This is a genomic window from Bradyrhizobium sp. UFLA01-814, assembly GCF_046718885.1.
In the GTDB taxonomy this organism is placed as follows: Bacteria; Pseudomonadota; Alphaproteobacteria; order Rhizobiales; family Xanthobacteraceae; genus Bradyrhizobium; species Bradyrhizobium elkanii.
Window position 1 is genome coordinate 38,398 of the sequence record NZ_JAQOSR010000005.1, and the last position, 18,434, is coordinate 56,831.

General features: G+C 64.5%; 14 protein-coding genes. 11 read left to right on the forward strand and 3 right to left on the reverse strand.

Annotated features, from left to right (window positions below; all coding sequences use genetic code 11):
• Positions 1 to 2: 2 nt before the first annotated feature.
• The 5 genes from PMN64_RS02715 to PMN64_RS02735 all read left to right on the forward strand — a co-directional run bounded on the left by PMN64_RS02715 (position 3) and on the right by PMN64_RS02735 (position 5,103).
• On the forward strand, positions 3 to 1,118 hold the full coding sequence (locus tag PMN64_RS02715; RefSeq protein WP_411779621.1) for a glycosyltransferase family 4 protein: 1,116 nt from the start codon (positions 3 to 5) through the stop codon (positions 1,116 to 1,118).
• Positions 1,115 to 2,407, forward strand: a complete 1,293-nt coding sequence (locus PMN64_RS02720) for an O-antigen ligase family protein (protein ID WP_411779622.1) — start codon at positions 1,115 to 1,117, stop codon at positions 2,405 to 2,407. Before PMN64_RS02715 ends, PMN64_RS02720 begins: the two co-directional genes overlap by 4 nt.
• Positions 2,404 to 3,723, forward strand: coding sequence for a polysaccharide transporter (locus tag PMN64_RS02725; RefSeq protein WP_411779623.1), 1,320 nt, complete (start codon positions 2,404 to 2,406; stop codon positions 3,721 to 3,723). Before PMN64_RS02720 ends, PMN64_RS02725 begins: the two co-directional genes overlap by 4 nt.
• Positions 3,720 to 4,346, forward strand: coding sequence for a class I SAM-dependent methyltransferase (locus tag PMN64_RS02730; RefSeq protein ID WP_411779624.1), 627 nt, complete (start codon positions 3,720 to 3,722; stop codon positions 4,344 to 4,346). The genes PMN64_RS02725 and PMN64_RS02730 overlap by 4 nt, the downstream gene beginning before the upstream one ends.
• A gap of 85 nt (positions 4,347 to 4,431) precedes the next feature.
• The gene (locus PMN64_RS02735; RefSeq protein WP_411779625.1) at positions 4,432 to 5,103 is read left to right on the forward strand and encodes a methyltransferase domain-containing protein; all 672 of its coding nucleotides are present in this window, start codon (positions 4,432 to 4,434) and stop codon (positions 5,101 to 5,103) included.
• A 21-nt stretch (positions 5,104 to 5,124) separates the two neighbouring features.
• Here the strand turns inward: PMN64_RS02735 and PMN64_RS02740 are convergent, their stop codons facing one another.
• From PMN64_RS02740 to PMN64_RS02750, 3 genes are all read right to left on the reverse strand, one after another.
• Positions 5,125 to 5,844: a class I SAM-dependent methyltransferase gene (locus tag PMN64_RS02740; RefSeq protein WP_411779626.1), complete on the reverse strand. Its 720-nt coding sequence runs from the start codon at positions 5,842 to 5,844 to the stop codon at positions 5,125 to 5,127.
• Between the two features lie 8 nt (positions 5,845 to 5,852).
• The gene (locus PMN64_RS02745) at positions 5,853 to 7,163 is read right to left on the reverse strand and encodes a nucleotide sugar dehydrogenase (RefSeq protein ID WP_411779627.1); all 1,311 of its coding nucleotides are present in this window, start codon (positions 7,161 to 7,163) and stop codon (positions 5,853 to 5,855) included.
• 78 nt (positions 7,164 to 7,241) lie between these two features.
• Positions 7,242 to 8,534, reverse strand: a complete 1,293-nt coding sequence (locus PMN64_RS02750) for a glycosyltransferase family 4 protein (protein WP_411779628.1) — start codon at positions 8,532 to 8,534, stop codon at positions 7,242 to 7,244.
• 117 nt (positions 8,535 to 8,651) lie between these two features.
• On the opposite strand from PMN64_RS02750, the gene PMN64_RS02755 reads away from it, so the two are divergent.
• The 6 genes from PMN64_RS02755 (at position 8,652) to PMN64_RS02780 (ending at position 18,337) form a co-directional block, all read left to right on the forward strand.
• The gene (locus PMN64_RS02755; protein ID WP_411779629.1) at positions 8,652 to 9,890 is read left to right on the forward strand and encodes a glycosyl hydrolase; all 1,239 of its coding nucleotides are present in this window, start codon (positions 8,652 to 8,654) and stop codon (positions 9,888 to 9,890) included.
• A 111-nt stretch (positions 9,891 to 10,001) separates the two neighbouring features.
• Positions 10,002 to 12,188, forward strand: a complete 2,187-nt coding sequence (locus tag PMN64_RS02760; RefSeq protein ID WP_411779630.1) for a bi-domain-containing oxidoreductase — start codon at positions 10,002 to 10,004, stop codon at positions 12,186 to 12,188.
• Positions 12,185 to 14,173, forward strand: a complete 1,989-nt coding sequence (locus PMN64_RS02765) for an alginate lyase family protein (protein ID WP_411779631.1) — start codon at positions 12,185 to 12,187, stop codon at positions 14,171 to 14,173. The genes PMN64_RS02760 and PMN64_RS02765 overlap by 4 nt, the downstream gene beginning before the upstream one ends.
• Complete coding sequence (locus tag PMN64_RS02770) at positions 14,170 to 15,324, forward strand: glycosyltransferase (RefSeq protein WP_411779632.1); 1,155 nt, start codon at positions 14,170 to 14,172, stop codon at positions 15,322 to 15,324. The genes PMN64_RS02765 and PMN64_RS02770 overlap by 4 nt, the downstream gene beginning before the upstream one ends.
• A gap of 672 nt (positions 15,325 to 15,996) precedes the next feature.
• Positions 15,997 to 17,268, forward strand: a complete 1,272-nt coding sequence (locus PMN64_RS02775; protein WP_028345297.1) for a calcium-binding protein — start codon at positions 15,997 to 15,999, stop codon at positions 17,266 to 17,268.
• 454 nt (positions 17,269 to 17,722) lie between these two features.
• Entirely contained in the window at positions 17,723 to 18,337 is a 615-nt protein-coding gene (locus PMN64_RS02780) for a class I SAM-dependent methyltransferase (protein WP_411779666.1), read from the forward strand.
• Positions 18,338 to 18,434 lie beyond the last annotated feature (97 nt).

Consider the following 18,434-nt stretch of genomic DNA (forward strand, 5'->3'; position numbering starts at 1 on the left):
CCATGGCGCCGCGCGTGGTCGTCTTCAACAACATGATCACACCCTACACCAACCGGCTCTACAACGAGCTGGTTGACCGTGGGCTGGATCTCGCGGTGCTATCCTGCACCGCGCAGGAGGCCGATCGGTTCTGGGCCGGCTCGTTCACGCCGCGCTATACCACGCGCACGGTGCCCGGCGTCTCGATTCCGCTGTCGCGGTCGCGTCACACCCATGTCAATATCGGGATCGGGCGCGCCTTGAATGCGCTCGCGCCCGACCTGCTGTTCGTCAACGGCCTGTACCCCTCGATGCTGGCCGGCGCGGCATGGGCGCGCGCCAACGGCAAGGCGCTCGCGCTGACGATCGACGGCTGGCGCGAGACGATGCCCAACACCGCCTATCATCGGCTGGCGCGGCCCTGGCTGCTGCGCCAGTGCGACGCAGTCGTATGTTGCAGCGACAAGGGCAGGGCGTATTTCCGCGGCGAGGGTGTTCGCGCCGACGATCTGTTCGTGGTGCCGCTGGTGCCGGCATGGGATCCGCCGGAGACTGCGCCGGCATTCGACGACCGTCCATTTCATCTGCTCTGGTGCGCCCGCCTCAATGACGATGCCAAGAACGCGATCTTCTTCGAGAACGTCGCGATCGCGCTTGGTGGGATCGTGCCCGGGCTGAAGGTGCGCGTGGTCGGGTCCGGCGCCGCCGAACGGCGCTTGATGGCGCGGCTCGGGAGTGCCGGCATCGATGTCAGCCATGACCGCTACCTTCCGTGGCAGGCGATATCGGACGTTTTTCTGCAGTCGCGGCTGCTGCTGCTGCCCTCGTTGCTGGAACCATGGGGCCTGGTGTGCAACGAGGCCCTGCAGTGCGGCGTTCCCTGCCTGGTGTCGCCCCATGTCGGGGCAGGCGGCGAGTTGGTGCGTGACCAGGACAACGGCTATGTTTGCGCGCTCGATGAACAGGTTTGGGTCGACGCGGCGCGCGGCTTGCTCGAACATCCCGCGCGCTGGGAGGCGATGTCGCGGCAGGCCCGGCAGAGCGTGCGACGCGATGCGCTTGCCGACGCCGCGGCGCGTTTCACCGCCGCGGTCGATCATCTCTTGAGGGCGCCGGCCCGGCAGGAGGCCGTGCAATGATCGGCAGATGGTGGCTGCGAACCGATGTCTTTCTGCACGCCTATCTGGTGATGGTGCTCGGCTGCATCTATTTCCTGTTCAATTTCATCGAGGGCATCTCGTTCGCGGAAAGGGCCGGGGAATCCACGCTGTTCCGCGGCGCATGGCTGCTGCTCTACATCCTCTTGATGCTGCACATTGCGATCGATCGGAATCGCTTCGGCCTGCTGATGCTGCAGTCGCATCTCTATCTGACGTTCATCGCCTTCGCCCTGGTATCACTGGCGCTGAGCGCGGACCCCGCCGGCTCGTCGATCAAGTTCGCGATGTATCTGCTAACCACGATGTTCTCGGCGTGGGTCGTGATCAGCTGCCCGGTCGATCGTCTCGTCGATACGCTGTTCCGGATCGGGATCGTGGTGCTGATCGTTCACGTCCTGCTGTTTCCGGTGATCGGCTCGCAATGGGATTACGACCCGCTGCACCGGCCGACGGTGCTCGGAACCCAGGCCTATGCCGGCGTGTTCGGTCACAAGAACCTCGCGGGCGCGTTCTTCGGTCTCATGGTGCTGATCTGCTTCGTGCGCATGCTGGCAGGACCGCGGCGGCAATTCGGCTGGACCCTGCTGCTGATGGGATGTCATTTTTTTGCGCTCGCCGCAGCCGGCGCCGCAGGTCCGCTGATCAGCATGTTGACGGCGCTTGCCGTGACCTTCGGGCTTCTGCTGGTGGTGCTCGGGCACAGGGGCGCTGCCTCGATCTATTGGCTCGGCCTCGCCTTTGTTGCGCTTGTCGTGTTCGCCGTGCCGAGCGACGAGTTGTATGGGCTGGTCGGCCGCAGCGGAAACCTGACCGGCCGCTCGTTCCTCTGGTCGGTCTGGCCGCACTTCTTCTGGCAGCACCCCTGGCTCGGCTACGGGTTTTCGGGATTCTTCAACGAACTGCCGAACTCGCCCGTGAACGAGCTGACGAGCATGGCGCCGTGGAATACCGAGTTCGGCTCGTTCGAGAATTCCTATCTCGACGCCTTTCTCCAGTTCGGCCTGCTCGGCGGTGCGCTCTATATGCTGCTGCTGGCGCTCGCACTGTGGAATAGCATCGTCTTCGCGTTCGAGCGGAGAGGGATGTACTGCATGGCGCCGTTCGCGATGCTGCTGTTCGTCGTGATCGCGTCGGCCAATGACTCCAGCCAGCTGCTGCACAATTATTTCGGCTGCGTGCTGGTGTTTTGGTGCTATTTCGGCCCGGAGGCCAGGTTGCAAACGGCGCCGCGGCGGACATTCAACAGACTACGGGTGAGTGAGGCGTGAGTGCGTTGACCGACAGGCTGGACCGGGCGGCGGCCCAGACCGGGGTCGCCGGTGCCATGAGCGGATTGCTTCGCCGGCTGCGGCGTGCCGGGGGCAATGTCGCGCTTGGCCTGATCGATCAGGCGCTACTGAGCGGGTCTGCCTTCGTGCTGACGATCGTGCTCGCCAATGTGCTCGACATCAATTCGTTCGGCAGGTTCAGCGTCGCCTGGTCATTCTCGATTTTGATCGAGGCGGTGTTTCTGCGCGGCCTGTTCGACGACGGGCTGCCGGCGACTGCGCACCGCATCCCGAAATCGCTATGGCCGCAGCTGCGGCTCGGCCTCTATCTGTCGTCGCTGCTCGTCTCGGGCGCGCTCGGCCTGCTGCTGGTGAGCGCGGGGCTTGTGATCGCAGCCGTCGGCGGGGACGCCGGCGGGCTCGTGATCGCAACCGGGCTTGCGATCCCGGCGGTTCGGCTGCAGAGCATGTTCCGCCGGATTTGCTATCTCGACGGCAGACTGCCGCGCGCACTGGCGTCCTCGCTGACCTATTGCGTGGCGCTGGTCGTCTCGGCCGGGTTGATGATCGCGCTCAAGCTCGCCGGCGCCGCCGCGGCGATGGCGTGCATCGCGATCTCGGCAGCGCTCGCCGGCAGCCCGCTGCTGGCCCACACCCGCGAGCTGGCCTGGCCGCAAGCCAGAATCTTCCGCGGCTCGCTGCGGCGGCTGTTTCGGAACGGTCGCTGGTTCGTCGCGACCTCGCTCACCTACTGGATCGGCAGCATCGGGCTGATTCCGGTCTGCGGCTTCCTGATCGGGCTGGACGCGAGCGCGTCGCTGCGGATCCTGCTCTTGGTGTTCGCACCGCTCAGCCAGTTCTGCGCGACGATGTTCTCGGTTCGCCTGCCGGAAATCGCGGCCGAACTGCGCGCCGGCCGGCGCAGCGCGGTCGCCGCTGCCGCGCGCGAAAATGCCCTGCTGCTCGGGTCGATCGCGGCCGCCTATGGCGCGGCCGTCGTGCTGCTCGGCCAGCGCATTCTGGCGCTTGTCATCCACGGACAGAGTTATGAGATCGGCACCGGCAGCCTCGCCTTGATGGGCGCGGCGATGGCGCTCGACGCGGTGTGGCTCGGCCTCGCGCTGCCGCTGTTTGCGACCGGCAAGCCGCAGCGATTCATGCTGAGCCGGATCGCCGGCCTCGTCGCGCTGTGCTGCGTCCTGCCGTTCGCGGCGGAGACCTGGCAGGTGATGGGCGCAGTTGCGGCGATGGTGGCCTCCAGCGCGGCGTCGGTAATCACGGTTGTGCTGACCAATTCGGCGCGGGAGCGGACATGACCGGCGACGCGTGCGGCGGCTCGCTCGAAAAGCTGCATATCGGCGCCTTCAATTGCGGCATCGACGGCTGGATCAATACCGACATCACGATGCACCTGTGGATCGCGCGGATGCCGTTCGCGGCGAAAGCGCTGCATCTCGCGGGCCTGCTGAGCGATGCCCGCTATGCCGAGCATCGCCAGGGCAGGTTCGCCGGGCTGCGTCACATGAACCTGACGAGGCCGCTGCCGTTCGCGGATCGCAGCCTCTCGGCGGTATTCAGCGCGCATGTCTTCGAGCACCTGTTTCCCGACGAGGTCGAGCGGCTGGCGCGCGAGATCGCGCGGGTGCTGGCGCCGGGCGGGGTGTGCCGGATCGTCGTCCCCGACATGGAGCGGATCGTCGCGCTCTACGATCCGGCGGCGCCGCAGGCCTTCCTCAAGGGCGTGTTCGAGATCGATCGCCGCAGGGAGGTAACCTTCGCGCATCACTGGGGCTTTACCCGCGCCTCACTCGCCGCGCTGTTCCGCGACGCCGGCTGTTCGGAAACCCACACCCGTGCCTATCGCGAGGGCGTCTGTCCCGACATTGACCGGCTCGACAACCGGCCGGACGAGTCGATCTTCTTCGAGGCCATCAGGTGAGCGCGACAGGAAAATCGACGGACCGTTGCGTGAGGGATCGCGCATGCCGTGCTAGATCGAACCGACCGGTAGCAGGAGACTGACCTTGCTGGGTGCGATTCAAGCCCGATTTTCCAGTGCGGCGCGCCAGCGGCGCGGCGAATTCCTCGTTCGCACCGTGAACCTGCCGCTCGATGCGAAAATCCTCGATCTTGGCGGCGGCACTGGCCGGCACATTCGCGCGATCCTGCCCCGCCATACCGACATCACGGTTTGCGATATATCGGCCGACGATTTGAAGGCCGCGCGCGAGCGCTTCGGCTTCAAGACGGTGCTGCTGCGGGAGACCGAGCGCCTGCCGTTCGACGATCAGGCGTTCGACTTCTGCTTCTGCTCGTCGGTGATCGAACATGTCACCGGGCCGAAGCAGGATGTCGTCACGATCGAGGACGGAGCGGCGTTTCAGAGCATCGCGCGCGAGCATCAGAACCGTTTTGCGGGCGAGATCTCGCGGGTCGCGAAGTCCTTCTACGTGCAGACGCCGTACCGGTACTTTCCGATCGAAAGCCATACCTGGCTGCCGGGCATCATCGTCCTGTTGCCAAGGCGGCTGCAGATCGCGCTGATCAGTATATTCAACCGCTTCTGGTTCAAGCGCACCGCGCCCGACTGGCACCTGTTCGACTGGCGCGAGATGACGGAAACCTTTCCCGACGCCGAGATCTATCGCGAACGCTATCTCGGCATGACCAAATCGCTGATGGCGATCAAGGCCTGAGGCAGCTATCCGCCTGCCATGTCAACCGTCGCGTCGGGCCAGGATGTTGATCAGCATGCCGACCGTCGCCCGGCGATCGAGCGCCGGCGGGAGCGGGGAGCCGGCAAAGCTGCTCCCCAGCATTGTGAGGCCATGTTGTCGCAGCAGACCCTGCATGGCCGCCGGCGAGGTGTCGAATTTGGAGAACGCGAGATAGCGGAACAGCGGCCGCGCCGACACGCGTGAAGAGGCCGCATGCGCGAGCTTGTAGCCCCGGCGCAGCAGCGATCCGCGGTTGGGGATGGAGAGCAGAAAAAGCCCGCGAGGCCTCAGCACGCGATGAATCTCGGCGAGGCACTGCGCCACGTCGGGAACATATTCCAGCACGCTCGCGCATAGCGCGCCGTCGAAGGATCGATCGGGAAACGGCAGGCTTGCGATGGTCGGGATCTGCTGAAATGTGAGCCGCCCGGCGAGCGTGCCGTCGGCGCGGCGGCCGTGTGCCGCCGCAATCATCTCCGATGATGCGTCGACGCCGGCGACGTCGCAACCGCGTGCGGCGAGCAGGCGGGACAGCGTTCCGGTGCCGCAACCCGCATCGAGCCAGCGCTGCCCATTGAGGTCCGCGTTCCCGAGCAGACCGAACATCGCGGCCGTCCGCGCCTTGAAGGTGCGGCTCTGATGCAGCGTCTCCCATCCCGACGAAATCTCGTCGTGAAAGCGGATTTCGGGTCGCTCGCGGGTCTGGCCCATGGTGGCCATGATAGTCCCTACCAGTGGAAGCCGCTCACTTTGGCGCGCACCTGCTCGGGCAATCCGATCTCCGACAGTTCGAGCACGACCTGGTCGGGGCGCGTCGCCGTCAACGCCGCAACGAAGCGCGGATCGGCCGTCGTCAGCACGATAATGTCGGCCCACTCGATGGTTGCCGTCACGTCGTCGTTCAACAGGCCGACCAGCTCCGGATTGCGCATCAGGAATTCCCGGTTGGCGCCGATCAGTTGCGACAGTTGCACATTGGGGTCGTAGATCCGGATGTCGCGCCGCTCGCCGCGCAGGCTCTTCACCAGCCTCACGAAGGGGCTGTCGCGGACGTCGTCGGTGCCGGCCTTGAAGCTGATGCCGAGGAACGCGATGCGGCGGCCCTCATGCGACAGGATCCAGTCGGCGCCGCGCGACATGATCATGTCATTGCTCGGCAGGATGCTTTCGAGCACCGGCGTCGACAGTCCGCGGCTGTGCGCCAGGTGCTTCAGCGCCTTGACGTCCTTGGGCAGGCAGGAACCGCCGAACGCGAACCCCGGCCGCAGATAGGCCGGCGAGATGTTGAGCCGCGTGTCCTGCATGAAGATGTTCATGACGTCGCGCCCGTCGATGCCGAGCGTCTTCGCGATCGTGCCGATCTCGTTGGCAAAGCTGACCTTGAGCGCATGCCAGCTGTTGTCGACATATTTCGCCAGTTCCGCGGTCTCGACCGGCGGCGTGATCTTGGCGCCGGGCAGGTCCTTGTAAAGCGCCATGACGCGGTCGGCGGTTTCCTGGTTGAAGGCGCCGACCACGGTCTTGGACGGCGCGTTGAAATCCGCAATCGCGCTGCCCTCGCGCAGGAACTCCGGATTGAAGGCGAGGTCGAAGTCGCGTCCGATCCTGTTGCCGGAGGCTTCCTCGATCAGCGGCCCGACGGTGCCGCGGGTGGTGCCGGGCAGCACGGTGGAGCGGATCGTCACGGTATGTGGCGCGTTCTTGGCGCGCAGTCCGCGGCCGATCTCGATCGCGACCTGTCGGATCGCGGTCAGGTCGAGATTGCCGTTGCCGGACGAGGGCGTGCCGACGCAGACCATCGATATGTCGCTGTTGACGATCGCTTCGGTGGCGTCGGTGGTCGCGGTCAGCTGACCGGTTGCCACCGCGCGCGCCACCTTGTCCGAGATGCCCGGCTCGACGACCGGCGATCTGCCTCCGCGGATCAGGTCGACCTTCGCAACGCTCTTGTCGACGCCGATGATCTGGTGGCCGAGCTCGGTGAAGCAGGCGGCGCACACCGTTCCAACATAGCCGAGGCCGAAAATGCTGACGTTCATGCTTCGACCTTCAACAATCCAGGACGTGCGCGTGGCCGCAGCCGCGTCGCGTTTGACGTGAGTGAGGCGGCTGCGCGTTCAAGACGATGCCCGCCCGGGGGCTGCGTTCGCGCCGGAAGGTTGCGAGGTTGGCCGCTCGGCGGTTGCATGCGCGCGCGGTGCGGGGACCTTCCTGGCGAACAGCGCCTCATAGGCCGCGAGCAGCTTCGGCTCCTCATGCGTCCACGACAGCGCGCGCTCGACGCGGTTGCGGCCAAACGCCCCCATCGTCTGCCGCAACGACGGATCGTCGATCAACGTAATGATCTTGCTGGCGAAATCCCTCGGATCGTTCTTCGCGGCATAGAGCGAGGCGTCGAGCGCCGAGCGCCGGCCCTCGCGAACGTCGAACTGAACGATCGGCTGTCCGAGCGCCATGTACTCCATGATCTTGTTCATGGTGGAGATGTCGTTCATCGGCGTGACGCGGTCCGGATTGACGCAGACGTCAGCAGTCGAGAGCATCGTGAACAGCGCCTCATCCGCGATGGCGCCGGTGAAGTTCACGTAGTCGGAGAGCTGCATCTCCTCGCAGAGCTTGACCACCGCATTCCACTCCGGCCCGGTGCCGGCGATGTTGAACTGGATGTCGGTGCGGCCGAGATCGTGCACGATGTGGCCGATCGACTGCAGCAAGAGATCGATGCCTTCCGACTGGCCGATCACGCCGACATAGCCGACGCTGTGGCGTCGGCCACGGCGCCAGGCCGGATCGGCCGGCCGCGAGCGCACCCGGTCGAGATTGGGGCCGGATCGTACGACGAAGACGCGATTGGCCGGCATGCCGCCGCGCGCGATCGCTATCTCGCGATAGGATTCGTTGGTCGCGATCGAGATGCTCGCCGTCTTGAAGGTGAGATATTCGACCAGCCGCAGCAGATGCCAGAAGAAATCCTTGCGGCCGAATTTTGCTTCGTAGAGCTCGGGATTGACATCGTGATGATCGAACACGAAGCGCTTGCCGCCGAGCTTGAACAACAGGCCGATCAGGAAGATCAGGTCGGGCGGATTGCAGCCCTGGATCACGTCGAAGCCGTGCTTCCACGCCACCTTGATCGCAAGCAGCGTTTCCCAGAACAGTGCGACCGGATATTCGATCAGGTAGGCGGCGATCCCGCGCGCTTCCACGGGCATCGGATGACGGTAGATGTGAATGCCCTCGAGGCATTCGTAGGATTCGTCATGGCCGCGGCCCTTCGGGCAGATCACCGAAACTTCATAGCCCGCCTTGCGCAGCGACGTTGCTTCGCACCACACCCTGCGATCGAAAGGAACCGGGAGGTTCTCGACGATGATCAGGATCCGCCGCGGTGATGGTTCAGCTCTCGACATCTGCGATGATCTATACCATTGACCTAACAACATCACAATCCGACTAACATCGGCATTAACATGCGCGGCTTCCACTATGCAATCCCGGCACGGATGTGACGGCGACGAGACAGGGACATGGCAGGCAGAGTGAGGGATTGGGGCCAAAGGGCATTGATTGCGCTGGTTTTGAGCGCGCTGCTGCCGCTGGCCTACAAATGGCCGCTGCAGTGGAATGGTTCGACGTCAAGCGATGCGCTGAGTGCGAGCCGCGTGAATGCGGTGATCCCGCCGACGCTGTTCGGCATGACGATCAACGCAATCGGGCAGTCACAACCATGGCCCGAGCTCAAATTCGACGGCGTTCGGCTGTGGGGCGCGATCTACTGGGCGCAGGTCAATCCGGCGCCCGGCATCTACAATTGGGCGCGCTTCGACGCCATCCTTGCCGCGGCGGAGCGCGAGCACGTCGAGATCGTTCTCAATCTCGCCTACACGCCGCGCTGGGCCGCAGCGGTGAAGGATGCTCCGCCGGCGTTCACGCCGGGCGCAAGCTCACCGCCTGCCGATCTCGCGTCATGGGATGACTGGGTGCGTGCGGCCGTCACGCGTGCCGCCGGCCGCATCAAATACTGGGAAATCTGGAACGAGCCCGAGGATCCCAAATATTACTCGGGCGATATCGCGACCATGGTCCAGCTGCAGAAGCGTGCCTACGAGATCATTAAAGCCAGCGATTCCACGCTGACCGTGCTGACACCGCCGTCAAATGGCACGCCGGACGGGTATCGCTGGCAAGAGGCGTTCATGGCGCAAGGTGGCGGACAATATGCCGATGTGTTCGCCTTCCACGGCTATACGAGCGAGCCCGAAGCGGTGCTCGGAATCATTGCGCGCTTCAAGAAAATCCTCGCCGCGCACGACCTGTCCGCGAGACCAATCTGGGACACCGAGGCCGGCTGGTCGTCCTATGAGGACAATCCGGACGGGTGTCTGGCGCGCGCCTACATCCTGAAATGGATCAGCGGTGTCGACCGGTTCTATTGGTACGAGTTTGCCGGAGGCGGCAGCGACTTTGGAAAATTATGGGACCCGGCGCGCGGGCTGCTTCCGAGCGGAGTTGCCTACCGCACGATCCAGTCCTGGTTGGTCGGTGCGAGCGTCGTGGCGGCAGGCAGGACGTCGCCGTCGACCTGGCGCGTCGAGCTTCGCATGCCGGATGGCCGCAACGGTCTGATCCTCTGGACCACCAAGGGCCGGTCCGTTGATCGGGTCGACCCGCATTTTAGCCGTTACCAGGGCCTCGACGGCGGCGAAGGACCTGTCGCCAACGGCGAGGTCGAGATCTCGCCAAAACCGGTTCTGTTGCTGGAATGATAATAATGTTAAGTCCCGGCAAACGAGACAATTATGACGATGTTCTTGGCTTCATTGCGGGCGTTGGGCGCGATACAAGGAGCGCTGTTAACTTGAGGCGATTGACCGACCGTGAAGCAGATCGCGCAGAACTATAAGAGCGGCGAGCTCAAGCTGATCGATGTGCCGGCGCCGCGCTGCCGCCCAGGCGGGGTTTTGGTGCGCACGGCGTTTTCGGCGGTGTCGACCGGCACCGAGATGATGAAGTTCACCGAAGGCCGCCTGTCGCTGCTCGGCAAGGCGCGCGCGCGACCCGACCAGGTTGCCAAGGTGATAGGCTCGGTCCGTCAGCAGGGGTTGCTCGCGACCTATCAGAAGGTGATGAACCGCCTCGATTCGTACACGCCGCTCGGCTACTCGCTGTCGGGTACCGTCGTGGAGGTCGGCGAGGGCGTCGGTGGCTTCTCGGTCGGACAGCGCGTCTGCTGCGGCGGCAATCAATATGCAACCCATGCTGAATATAATTGGGTGCCGGTGAACCTCTGCGTGCCGCTGCCGGACAGTGCTGCGCTGGACCAGGCCGCCTTCACCACGATCGCCTCGATCGCGCTGCAGGCGATGCGCCAGTCGGAAATCCGTTTTGGCGAGACCGCCTGCGTGATCGGCCTTGGCCTGATCGGGCAGATCATGGTGCGGCTGCTGCGCAGCGCCGGTGTCGTGGTCGTCGGGCTTGACAGGGTGGAGGCGCGCTGTCGGCCAGCGGAGGCTGCGGGCGCCGCGGTCTGTGCCGTCGCATCGGACGATGCCGCGGCCGAATTCCGCGCCCGGATCGACCAGCTGACCGCAGGCAACGGCGTCGATTGCGTGTTCATCACCGCAGGCAGCGACGATCCCGATCTCGCCTCGCGTTCGGCGGCACTGCTGCGCGACCGCGGCCGCATTGTCGATATCGGCAAATGCACGCTGAACCTGCCGTGGAACGAATTCTACGACAAGGAGCTCGACGTGCGCTTCTCGCGCTCCTACGGCCCCGGCCGCTATGATCCGCTCTATGAGGAGGGCGGCATCGATTATCCGATCGGTCATGTGCGCTGGACGGAGAAGCGCAACATGGAAGCGATCGTCGCGCTGCTCGCCGATGGGCGGCTCGATTTTTCCTCACTGATCTCCGAAATGGTGCCGCTGGAGCAGGCGACGTCGGCGTTTGAGCGCATGAGCCGGGGCGAGGTCGGTCTCGGCATGGTGTTCGCCTATCCGGACGCCGCTCCGCGTGCGATGCAGATGATCTATCGTCCGCCGGTTGCCCTGCGCAGCGGCCGGGTGCGGCTCGGCGTCATCGGCGCAGGCAATTATGCGTCCAGCATGCTGTTGCCGCAGCTTGCGAGTAACCAGCGCGTCGATCTCGTCGAGGTCGCCACCAATACCGGCCTGAGCGGCGCCACTGCGGTCCGCAAATTCGGCTTCGCGCGTGCCTCGACGGATGCGGCCTCGGTGCTCGGCGCCGACGACATCGATGCCGTGCTGATCGCAACGCGCCATGCCTCCCATACCGACCTCGCGACGCAGGCGCTGCGCGCCGGCAAGGCGGTGTTTGTCGAAAAGCCCTTGGCGATCGATACAAACTCGCTCGATCGATTGGAGCAGGTGATCCGGGAAACCGGCAACAACCGCCTGATGGTCGGCTTCAACCGCCGTTTTTCGCCGCTGCTGCAGGGCATGCGCGCGGCGTTCGCGCCGGCAGGACCGCAGACCCTGCAATATCGTGTCATCGCCGGGCCGCTTGAGAGGTCATCCTGGTATCTGCAGGCCGAGAGCGAAGGCAGCCGCTTCGTCGGCGAGGGCGGCCATTTCATCGACGTGTTGTGCTGGTGGCTCGGCGCCGGGCCGGCGCGTGTCTCCGCGAGCACGGCGGGCAAGGACATCGACAATCTCGTCGCCACCTTCGATTTTGCCGACGGTTCGGTCGCGAGCCTCAGCTATCTCACCGGCGGCGATCCGCGGGTGCCGAAGGAAGCGCTCGAGATATCGGCAAGCACGGGTTTTGCCGCCTTCGACAATTTCTCGGGCTTCGAGGTCTGGCACGCCGGACAGCGCACGGCCAAGACAGCGCGGCTCGACAAGGGCCAGCGGCCGATGCTGGCTGCCTTCATCGCGGCGGTCGCATCGGGATCTGCGATGCCGATCGCGCTCGATTCGCTGCTGGCGACCACGCGCGCAACGCTTGCCGTGCAGGAAAGCGCGGCCGCCGGGATGCCGATCGATCTGACGGCCGGCGCAGCGGAGCAGGGCGTCGCGCGCGCCTCGACGGCGTCGAGATGAATCCGGCCTGGTATCTGCGCAGGCTGCAGCGCATGGAGCCGTCCGAGCTTGCGGGACGGGTGAACGACCAGCTGCTGCATTTGCTCTGGCGGATCACTCCGCCGGATATCGCGCGGCGCGCCGGCGCGAAGCTCGCTCCCGGCTCGCGGCAGCCGCGCCTGAAGCCGCTGCCTTTGCCCGCCCACGCCCCGAGACAGGCCGCCGAACGGTTGATCCAGAGCGCCGACCGGATTCTCGCCGGGCAGTGGCGGATTTTCGCCAGGGATCATGGGGCCCTCGGCGAACGACCCGACTGGTTCGTCGATATCAGAAGCGGCAAGCGGGCGCCCGCTGATATGCACGCGTTCGCGGTTCCTTATCGTGACGAAACCGCGGTCGGAAACATCAAATACATCTGGGAGCCGTCGCGTCACCACCATCTGACGGTGCTCGCGGCCGCGTATTACCTGACCTCCGACGAGCGCTACGCCAGGCGCGCGGCCGAGCATCTGGTGAGCTGGTGGCGCGAAAATCCGTTCCCGCGCGGCCCGCACTGGATCAGCGGCATCGAGCTTGGCGTGCGGCTGATCTCGTGGGCATGGGTACGCCAGCTGCTGCAGAACTGGCCCGAGGCTGCTGCGCTGTTCGAAAACAACGATCTGTTCCTGACGCAGCTCTATGCGCATCAATACTGGCTGTCGCAGTTCCCAAGCCGTGGCTCCTCGGCCAACAACCACCTCATCGCGGAGGCTGCCGGGCTGTTCGTGGCGGCTTGCGTGTTTCCGTTCTTCCAGGACAGTGCGCGATGGCGTGAGCAATCGGCCGGCACGCTGGCACACGAAGCCGTTGCGCAGACGCTTGCCTGCGGCAGCAACAGCGAGCTCGCGACCGACTATCATGGTTTTGTGCTCGAACTGCTGCTGGCGGCGGCAGTGCAGGGCCAGTCGTCCGGACATCCGCTTGGCGACGCGGTCTGGACCACGATGTGCCGCATGAGCGACGTCATTGCCGCGATGCTGGACGATCGCGGTCATCCTCCACGGCAGGGCGACGGCGACGACGGCATCGGCCTGCTGCTCGACGATCACGCCGGCAATCGCTGGCTCGGCCTGCTCGCCACCGGCGCGCGCCTGTTCGGCGATCTGCCATGGTGGCCCAAATCGCAGGAGCCCGATCTGCGTACGTTTGTGCTCACCGACGGCATTAAGGCCCGTGCGATCGCTGGGCGGCGCAAGGGCCGCCTGCATTTGCTTGAAGGGGCGGGACAGACCTTTCTGATCGATTCCGAGCGCGCGGTGTGGTGCCGTTGTGACCACGGCCCGCATGGCTTCGGCCGCATTGCCGCTCACGCCCATGCGGACGCGCTGTCGCTCGAATGCAGGATCGGCGGTGTGGAGATCTTCGCCGACCCCGGCACCTATTGCTACCATGGCGATCCGCGATGGCGGGCCTACTTCCGTTCCACGCTGGCGCACAACACGCTCTGCCTGTTCGCGCGCGACCAGTCGGTGTCGGGCGGGCCGTTTCTCTGGACACGGCATGCGCAGAGCCGGCTTGTCGCAGCAAGCGGCCTGGACGATCGCGATGCGGATGCGAGCTGGGTCGCGGAGCATTCGGGATATCGGGACGAAGCAGGTGTCGTGCATCGCCGCTCGGTGCAATTGCAGCGTCAGGCGGCGCGGCTCGTCGTCACCGATGTCCTGCTTGCCGATGAAGGGCTTGCGGTGCCGGCGAGCCTCAGCTGGCATCTCGGGCCCGACGTCGAATGCAGCCTCGAAGGGCATAGGGCGCAGCTCGCATGGCCTGGTGGGCGCGGCGAGCTCGATCTGCCGGCGGCACTCAGCTGGATGCCGTATCGGGGTGACGAGACCATGCCGGCAGGCTGGTATTCGCCGTCCTTCGATCTCAAGGTGCCGGCGACGACCCTGATCGGCTCCGGTACGCTCATGGGCGGCCAAAACCTGGTGACCGAGCTGCGCTGGTTCTCGAACCCGGCCCGATCATGAAGATCCTGGTCGCTCACAACAGGTATCAGGGACGCGGCGGCGAGGACGTCGTGTATGAAGCGGAAGTCGACCTGCTGCGCGCCGCAGGACACAGCGTTGAAGCGCTCACGGTCAGCAACGCGGCGATCAATTCGTTCGCCGCACGCATCACGACCACGCTGTCGATCGCCGATAATGCGGAGGGAAAGCGGGTCGTGGCGGAGGCGATCGACCGCTTTCGCCCCGACGTCGTGCACGTCCACAATTTTTTCCCGCTGCTGTCGCCCGCGGTGTTCGATCTCTGCCGGCAAAAGCGCGTGCCCGCGGTGGTGACGCTGCACAATTATCGCACCATCTGCACCGGCGGAATGCTGCTGCGCGACGGCCGCATTTGCCACAAGTGCCTGGACCGTGGACATCTCTGGGGCGTCGTGCACCGCTGCTACCGCGGATCGCTTCCGGGCTCGATGGCTTCGGCCTACATGATCGCGCAGCACCAGCGCCGCGGCACCTGGACGCGTCCCGGGCTGCGCCTGATCGCGCTGACGCAGTTTGCCAAAACCCTGTTCACGCAGGCCGGCTTCGACGCAGACCGGATCGACGTGAAACCGAACTTCATGGCCGATCCGGGGGCGCCCGATCCGGCGACGCCGCGCGCCGGGCTGCTCTATGTTGGACGGCTGAGCCGCGAGAAGGGCGTCGGCGTGCTGCTCGAGGCCGTTGCGGGGACCGGCATGCCCTTGCGGATCGTGGGCGAGGGGCCTGAGCGCGTCGTGCTCGAGGCTCGGGCGCCCGGCAATGTCGCATTCCTGGGCGGGCTCTCGCGCGGTGAGGTGCTTCGGGAAATGGCGAATGCCCAGGCATTGGTGGTGCCGTCGCTATGGTATGAGGGATTTCCGATGGTCGTGGTCGAAGCCTTCGCGCGAGGCACGCCGGTGATCGCGTCCGAGATCGGCGGACTTGCCGAGGCGGTGACCGCCGGCAAGACCGGCGCGCTGGTGCCGCCGGGCGACGCGGCCGCGCTCCGAAAGCGGATCGGTGAGGTGCTCGGCGCCGCCGAACTGACCGCTGCATGGGGACGGGCCGCACGGGCCGCCTATCTCGAGCGCTACGCGCCGGACGAGAACCGCCGACTGCTCGAGGCCGTCTACGCGCGCGCCGCCGGTGGATGATCGCCGCTGGCCGGCGCGCGGCCCGCGATCGGGCCTCGTCCCGCCGGTTCCATGGCGGCGTCGCTAACATATTGCGGCAAATCTGGTGTTAATTTGTTACAGCGTGGCGTCCGGTCGGCGTCGCGCCAGGTTTTGATCGCGCGGTCGAATGACCCTGATTCTGCGGGTGATTCCATAGGCCTCGCTTGATCGAGCCCGCAAACTGCGGCCAGGCGGCGTCATAACACTGGCCGGTGGGGCGCCGGCTGCAAAGTTTGACGCTTTTTTGCAAAACGTCTCACGCGATGCAGAAATATTTTTTTCAGATCAGAAAATCCCGTCGAAGCGCTCACAGCGTCAGTGAAATTCAGCGCGCCCGCGATATCCTGGGCTCCCGTGAAACCCCGTATAATCACTACCCTTTTTTGCGCCGCGGCTAACATTGGCGATTGGCCTGCGCTGAATGTTATAGCGCATCCGAAGCGGCGCTAAGTCTCACATAAACCTCGTGGAACCCAGTGTTAACAGCGCATTGCTGATTGACACTCCGCCTTGGTGGACTTAACAATGGACTTAACAAGTTCGTAACCTGGGTCCACATTTGGGTTGCATCGCAACAAACTAGTTGTGAATCAACAGCTTAAGTGTGGGCGAGCGGCTTGAATCCTCGTATCCCAAGCAGGGGCTACATCGATGGCGACTTACAATCTAGACCAGACGGACCTCAAAGCGGCGATCAACTCAACGATCGATCACTCGACCCAGCAACAGATTCTTGACTATCTGATCAACGCGGGGATCGGATACACCAGCCCGGATAACGGCGCGACGATTCCGGTGCAGGAGGGGTCTGGGATCACCAACCCGGATCCGAACGCCAATGTTCTGATCGAAACCAACCCCATTAACACTGTCAACACCGACGCCAACCTGAAGGCGATCATCGAGGCGACCAATCAGGACGTCACGCTGACGGTGAACGGCAGCACCCCGGTGCTGGTCGCGACCGGCGACGGCAACGATCAGGTGTTCGTCAACAATACCGGCGACACGACGGTTCTCACCGGCTCCGGCAACGACACGATCTTCGGCGGTGCCGGTCACGACTCGATCAATGCGGGCTCCGGCAATGACGTGCTGGTCGACAACGCCTCCGGTCACAGCACGCTGGATGGCGGCAGGGGCAACGATCTGCTGTTCGGCTCCGGTGCCGACACCCTGAACGGTGGCGCCGGCAACGACACGATTTACGGCGGCAGCTCGTCGCAGCTGAGCGGCGGCAACGGCAACGACGTGCTGGCTTCCGGCAGCACCGCCGGCAATTCGAGCACGCTGGATGGCGGCAAGGGCAACGATGCGCTGTACGCTGGTGCGGGCAACGACAGCCTGGACGGCGGCGCCGGCAACGACTCGCTGTATGGCGGTTCCGGTGTCGACACGCTGTACGGCGGCAACGGCAACGATCTGCTTGTCGGCGGTGCTCAGACTGCTTCCGAGTTTGGCGGCAACGGCAAGGACGTGCTCTACTCGGGCAGCGATGCGTCGCACGCGACCTCGCTCGATGGCGGTAACGGCAACGACTCGCTCTATGGCGGTGCCGGCAACGACACGCTGTACGGCGGTTCCGGCAACGATACGCTGGTCGCCGGCTCCGGCACGCAGACGCTGATCGGCGGCGACGGCAAGGACTCGTTCGTCGGCTCCGAGACCGGTACGGCCTCGATGGTTGGCGGCTCCGGTCAGGACTACTTCTACCTGAACAACGCCACCAGCAGCGACACCATCGATGGCGGTGGCGGCAACAAGGACTCCCTGACCTTCCTGGATCACGCTTCGACCGACGTGAGCGACATCAGCTCTGGATCGAACGGCTCTCTGGACATCACCTTCAGCAATGGTCAGGTGACCCAGATCAGCAACATCGAATACCTGATCTTCAACGATGGTAACTCGACCAAGCTGTAAGATCCTAGGTCTGCACTAAGCGAAGGCGCCGCCCCAACCGAGGTTGAGGCGGCGCTTTTTTCTTTGATCGCCGGCATGACCCGTCAGGAATGGGTGATTGAATGATCGAATAGACTGCCGTTGATGATCATGACGCGCCTGCCATGAGGTCGACGGCTCGCATCAAGGGGAGGCGCATGCGCGCATCCCGATTGGAACTTTGTCGACCGATTCGCGTCAAATGCATCAAATCAATCACAAGTTCCGCCTCGGGCATTTCCGACAAGGGATGTTAGAAGTTAGTCCGTCACATTCGGACCACGTAGCTTTTGTAAAGCCGTGCGGCTCGCTTGACACGACGGAGCTCTGGCCGATCGCTATCCGCGGCCCCGGCGCCTTTGGTCAAGACGAACGATCGCTGCAGAACTCAGCCGCTTAACGAACCCGCGGAGCTCTCGAATTGGCCACGAAGAAAATGCTGAATGCCGGCGCTGGATCGACGGTTACCAAGCGCATCCAGCCGCTCCTGACATCGCATGAATGGGACGAGATTCGATTAGACGTCGACAGCGGCGTGAACCCCGACGTCGTCGGGTCGATTACCGATCTTGCCCGATTGTTCCCGGCGGCCTCGTTCGATGCGATCTGGTGTTCTCATGTCATGGAGCATCTCTATGCCCATGAGGTTCACCGCACATTCGTCCAGTTCCGCGAAGTGCTCAAACCGGACGGCTTCGCACTGATCATGTCTCCCGATCTCGAGGCGGTCGCTCAGCACATGCTGACGCGCGGCCTCGGTGCGATCGCGTACGTCTCGCCGGCAGGTCCGATCCGGCCATTGGACATGATCTACGGGCATTCCGGCGCGATCGAGCAGGGGCGCCACCACATGGCGCACAAGACCGGCTTTTCGACCGAGCGGATGGGCAACCTGCTGCTCAGCGCCGGTTTCCCGACGGTGTCGGTTCGGAGCGGGAATTTCGAGATCTGCGCATTGGCACTCATGCCGGAGGCCAGGGATGAGTGGATCAGGCCACAGCTGGAGGCCTGCGGATTCGACTTCCAGGAGACGGTGACCGCCGACTCGTGATTTGTCGATGTTAAACAATGTTATAAGGTTCCCTGGTTAAGTCGCACGAGAACGTGCTCGAAACTGGCTTCGCGGCCTGCCGTGATGCATATCTTTT

Excerpts from the sequence above, each read along its gene's own strand:
- PMN64_RS02715 (WP_411779621.1), top strand. The coding sequence starts at position 3 with ATGGCGCCGCGCGTGGTCGTCTTCAACAACATGATCACACCCTACACC.
- PMN64_RS02720 (WP_411779622.1), top strand. The coding sequence starts at position 1,115 with ATGATCGGCAGATGGTGGCTGCGAACCGATGTCTTTCTGCACGCCTAT.
- PMN64_RS02730 (WP_411779624.1), top strand. The coding sequence starts at position 3,720 with ATGACCGGCGACGCGTGCGGCGGCTCGCTCGAAAAGCTGCATATCGGC.
- PMN64_RS02740 (WP_411779626.1), bottom strand. The coding sequence starts at position 5,844 with ATGGCCACCATGGGCCAGACCCGCGAGCGACCCGAAATCCGCTTTCAC.
- PMN64_RS02745 (WP_411779627.1), bottom strand. The coding sequence starts at position 7,163 with ATGAACGTCAGCATTTTCGGCCTCGGCTATGTTGGAACGGTGTGCGCC.
- PMN64_RS02750 (WP_411779628.1), bottom strand. The coding sequence starts at position 8,534 with ATGTCGAGAGCTGAACCATCACCGCGGCGGATCCTGATCATCGTCGAG.
- PMN64_RS02755 (WP_411779629.1), top strand. The coding sequence starts at position 8,652 with ATGGCAGGCAGAGTGAGGGATTGGGGCCAAAGGGCATTGATTGCGCTG.
- PMN64_RS02765 (WP_411779631.1), top strand. The coding sequence starts at position 12,185 with ATGAATCCGGCCTGGTATCTGCGCAGGCTGCAGCGCATGGAGCCGTCC.
- PMN64_RS02770 (WP_411779632.1), top strand. The coding sequence starts at position 14,170 with ATGAAGATCCTGGTCGCTCACAACAGGTATCAGGGACGCGGCGGCGAG.
- PMN64_RS02775 (WP_028345297.1), top strand. The coding sequence starts at position 15,997 with ATGGCGACTTACAATCTAGACCAGACGGACCTCAAAGCGGCGATCAAC.
- PMN64_RS02780 (WP_411779666.1), top strand. The coding sequence starts at position 17,723 with ATGCTGAATGCCGGCGCTGGATCGACGGTTACCAAGCGCATCCAGCCG.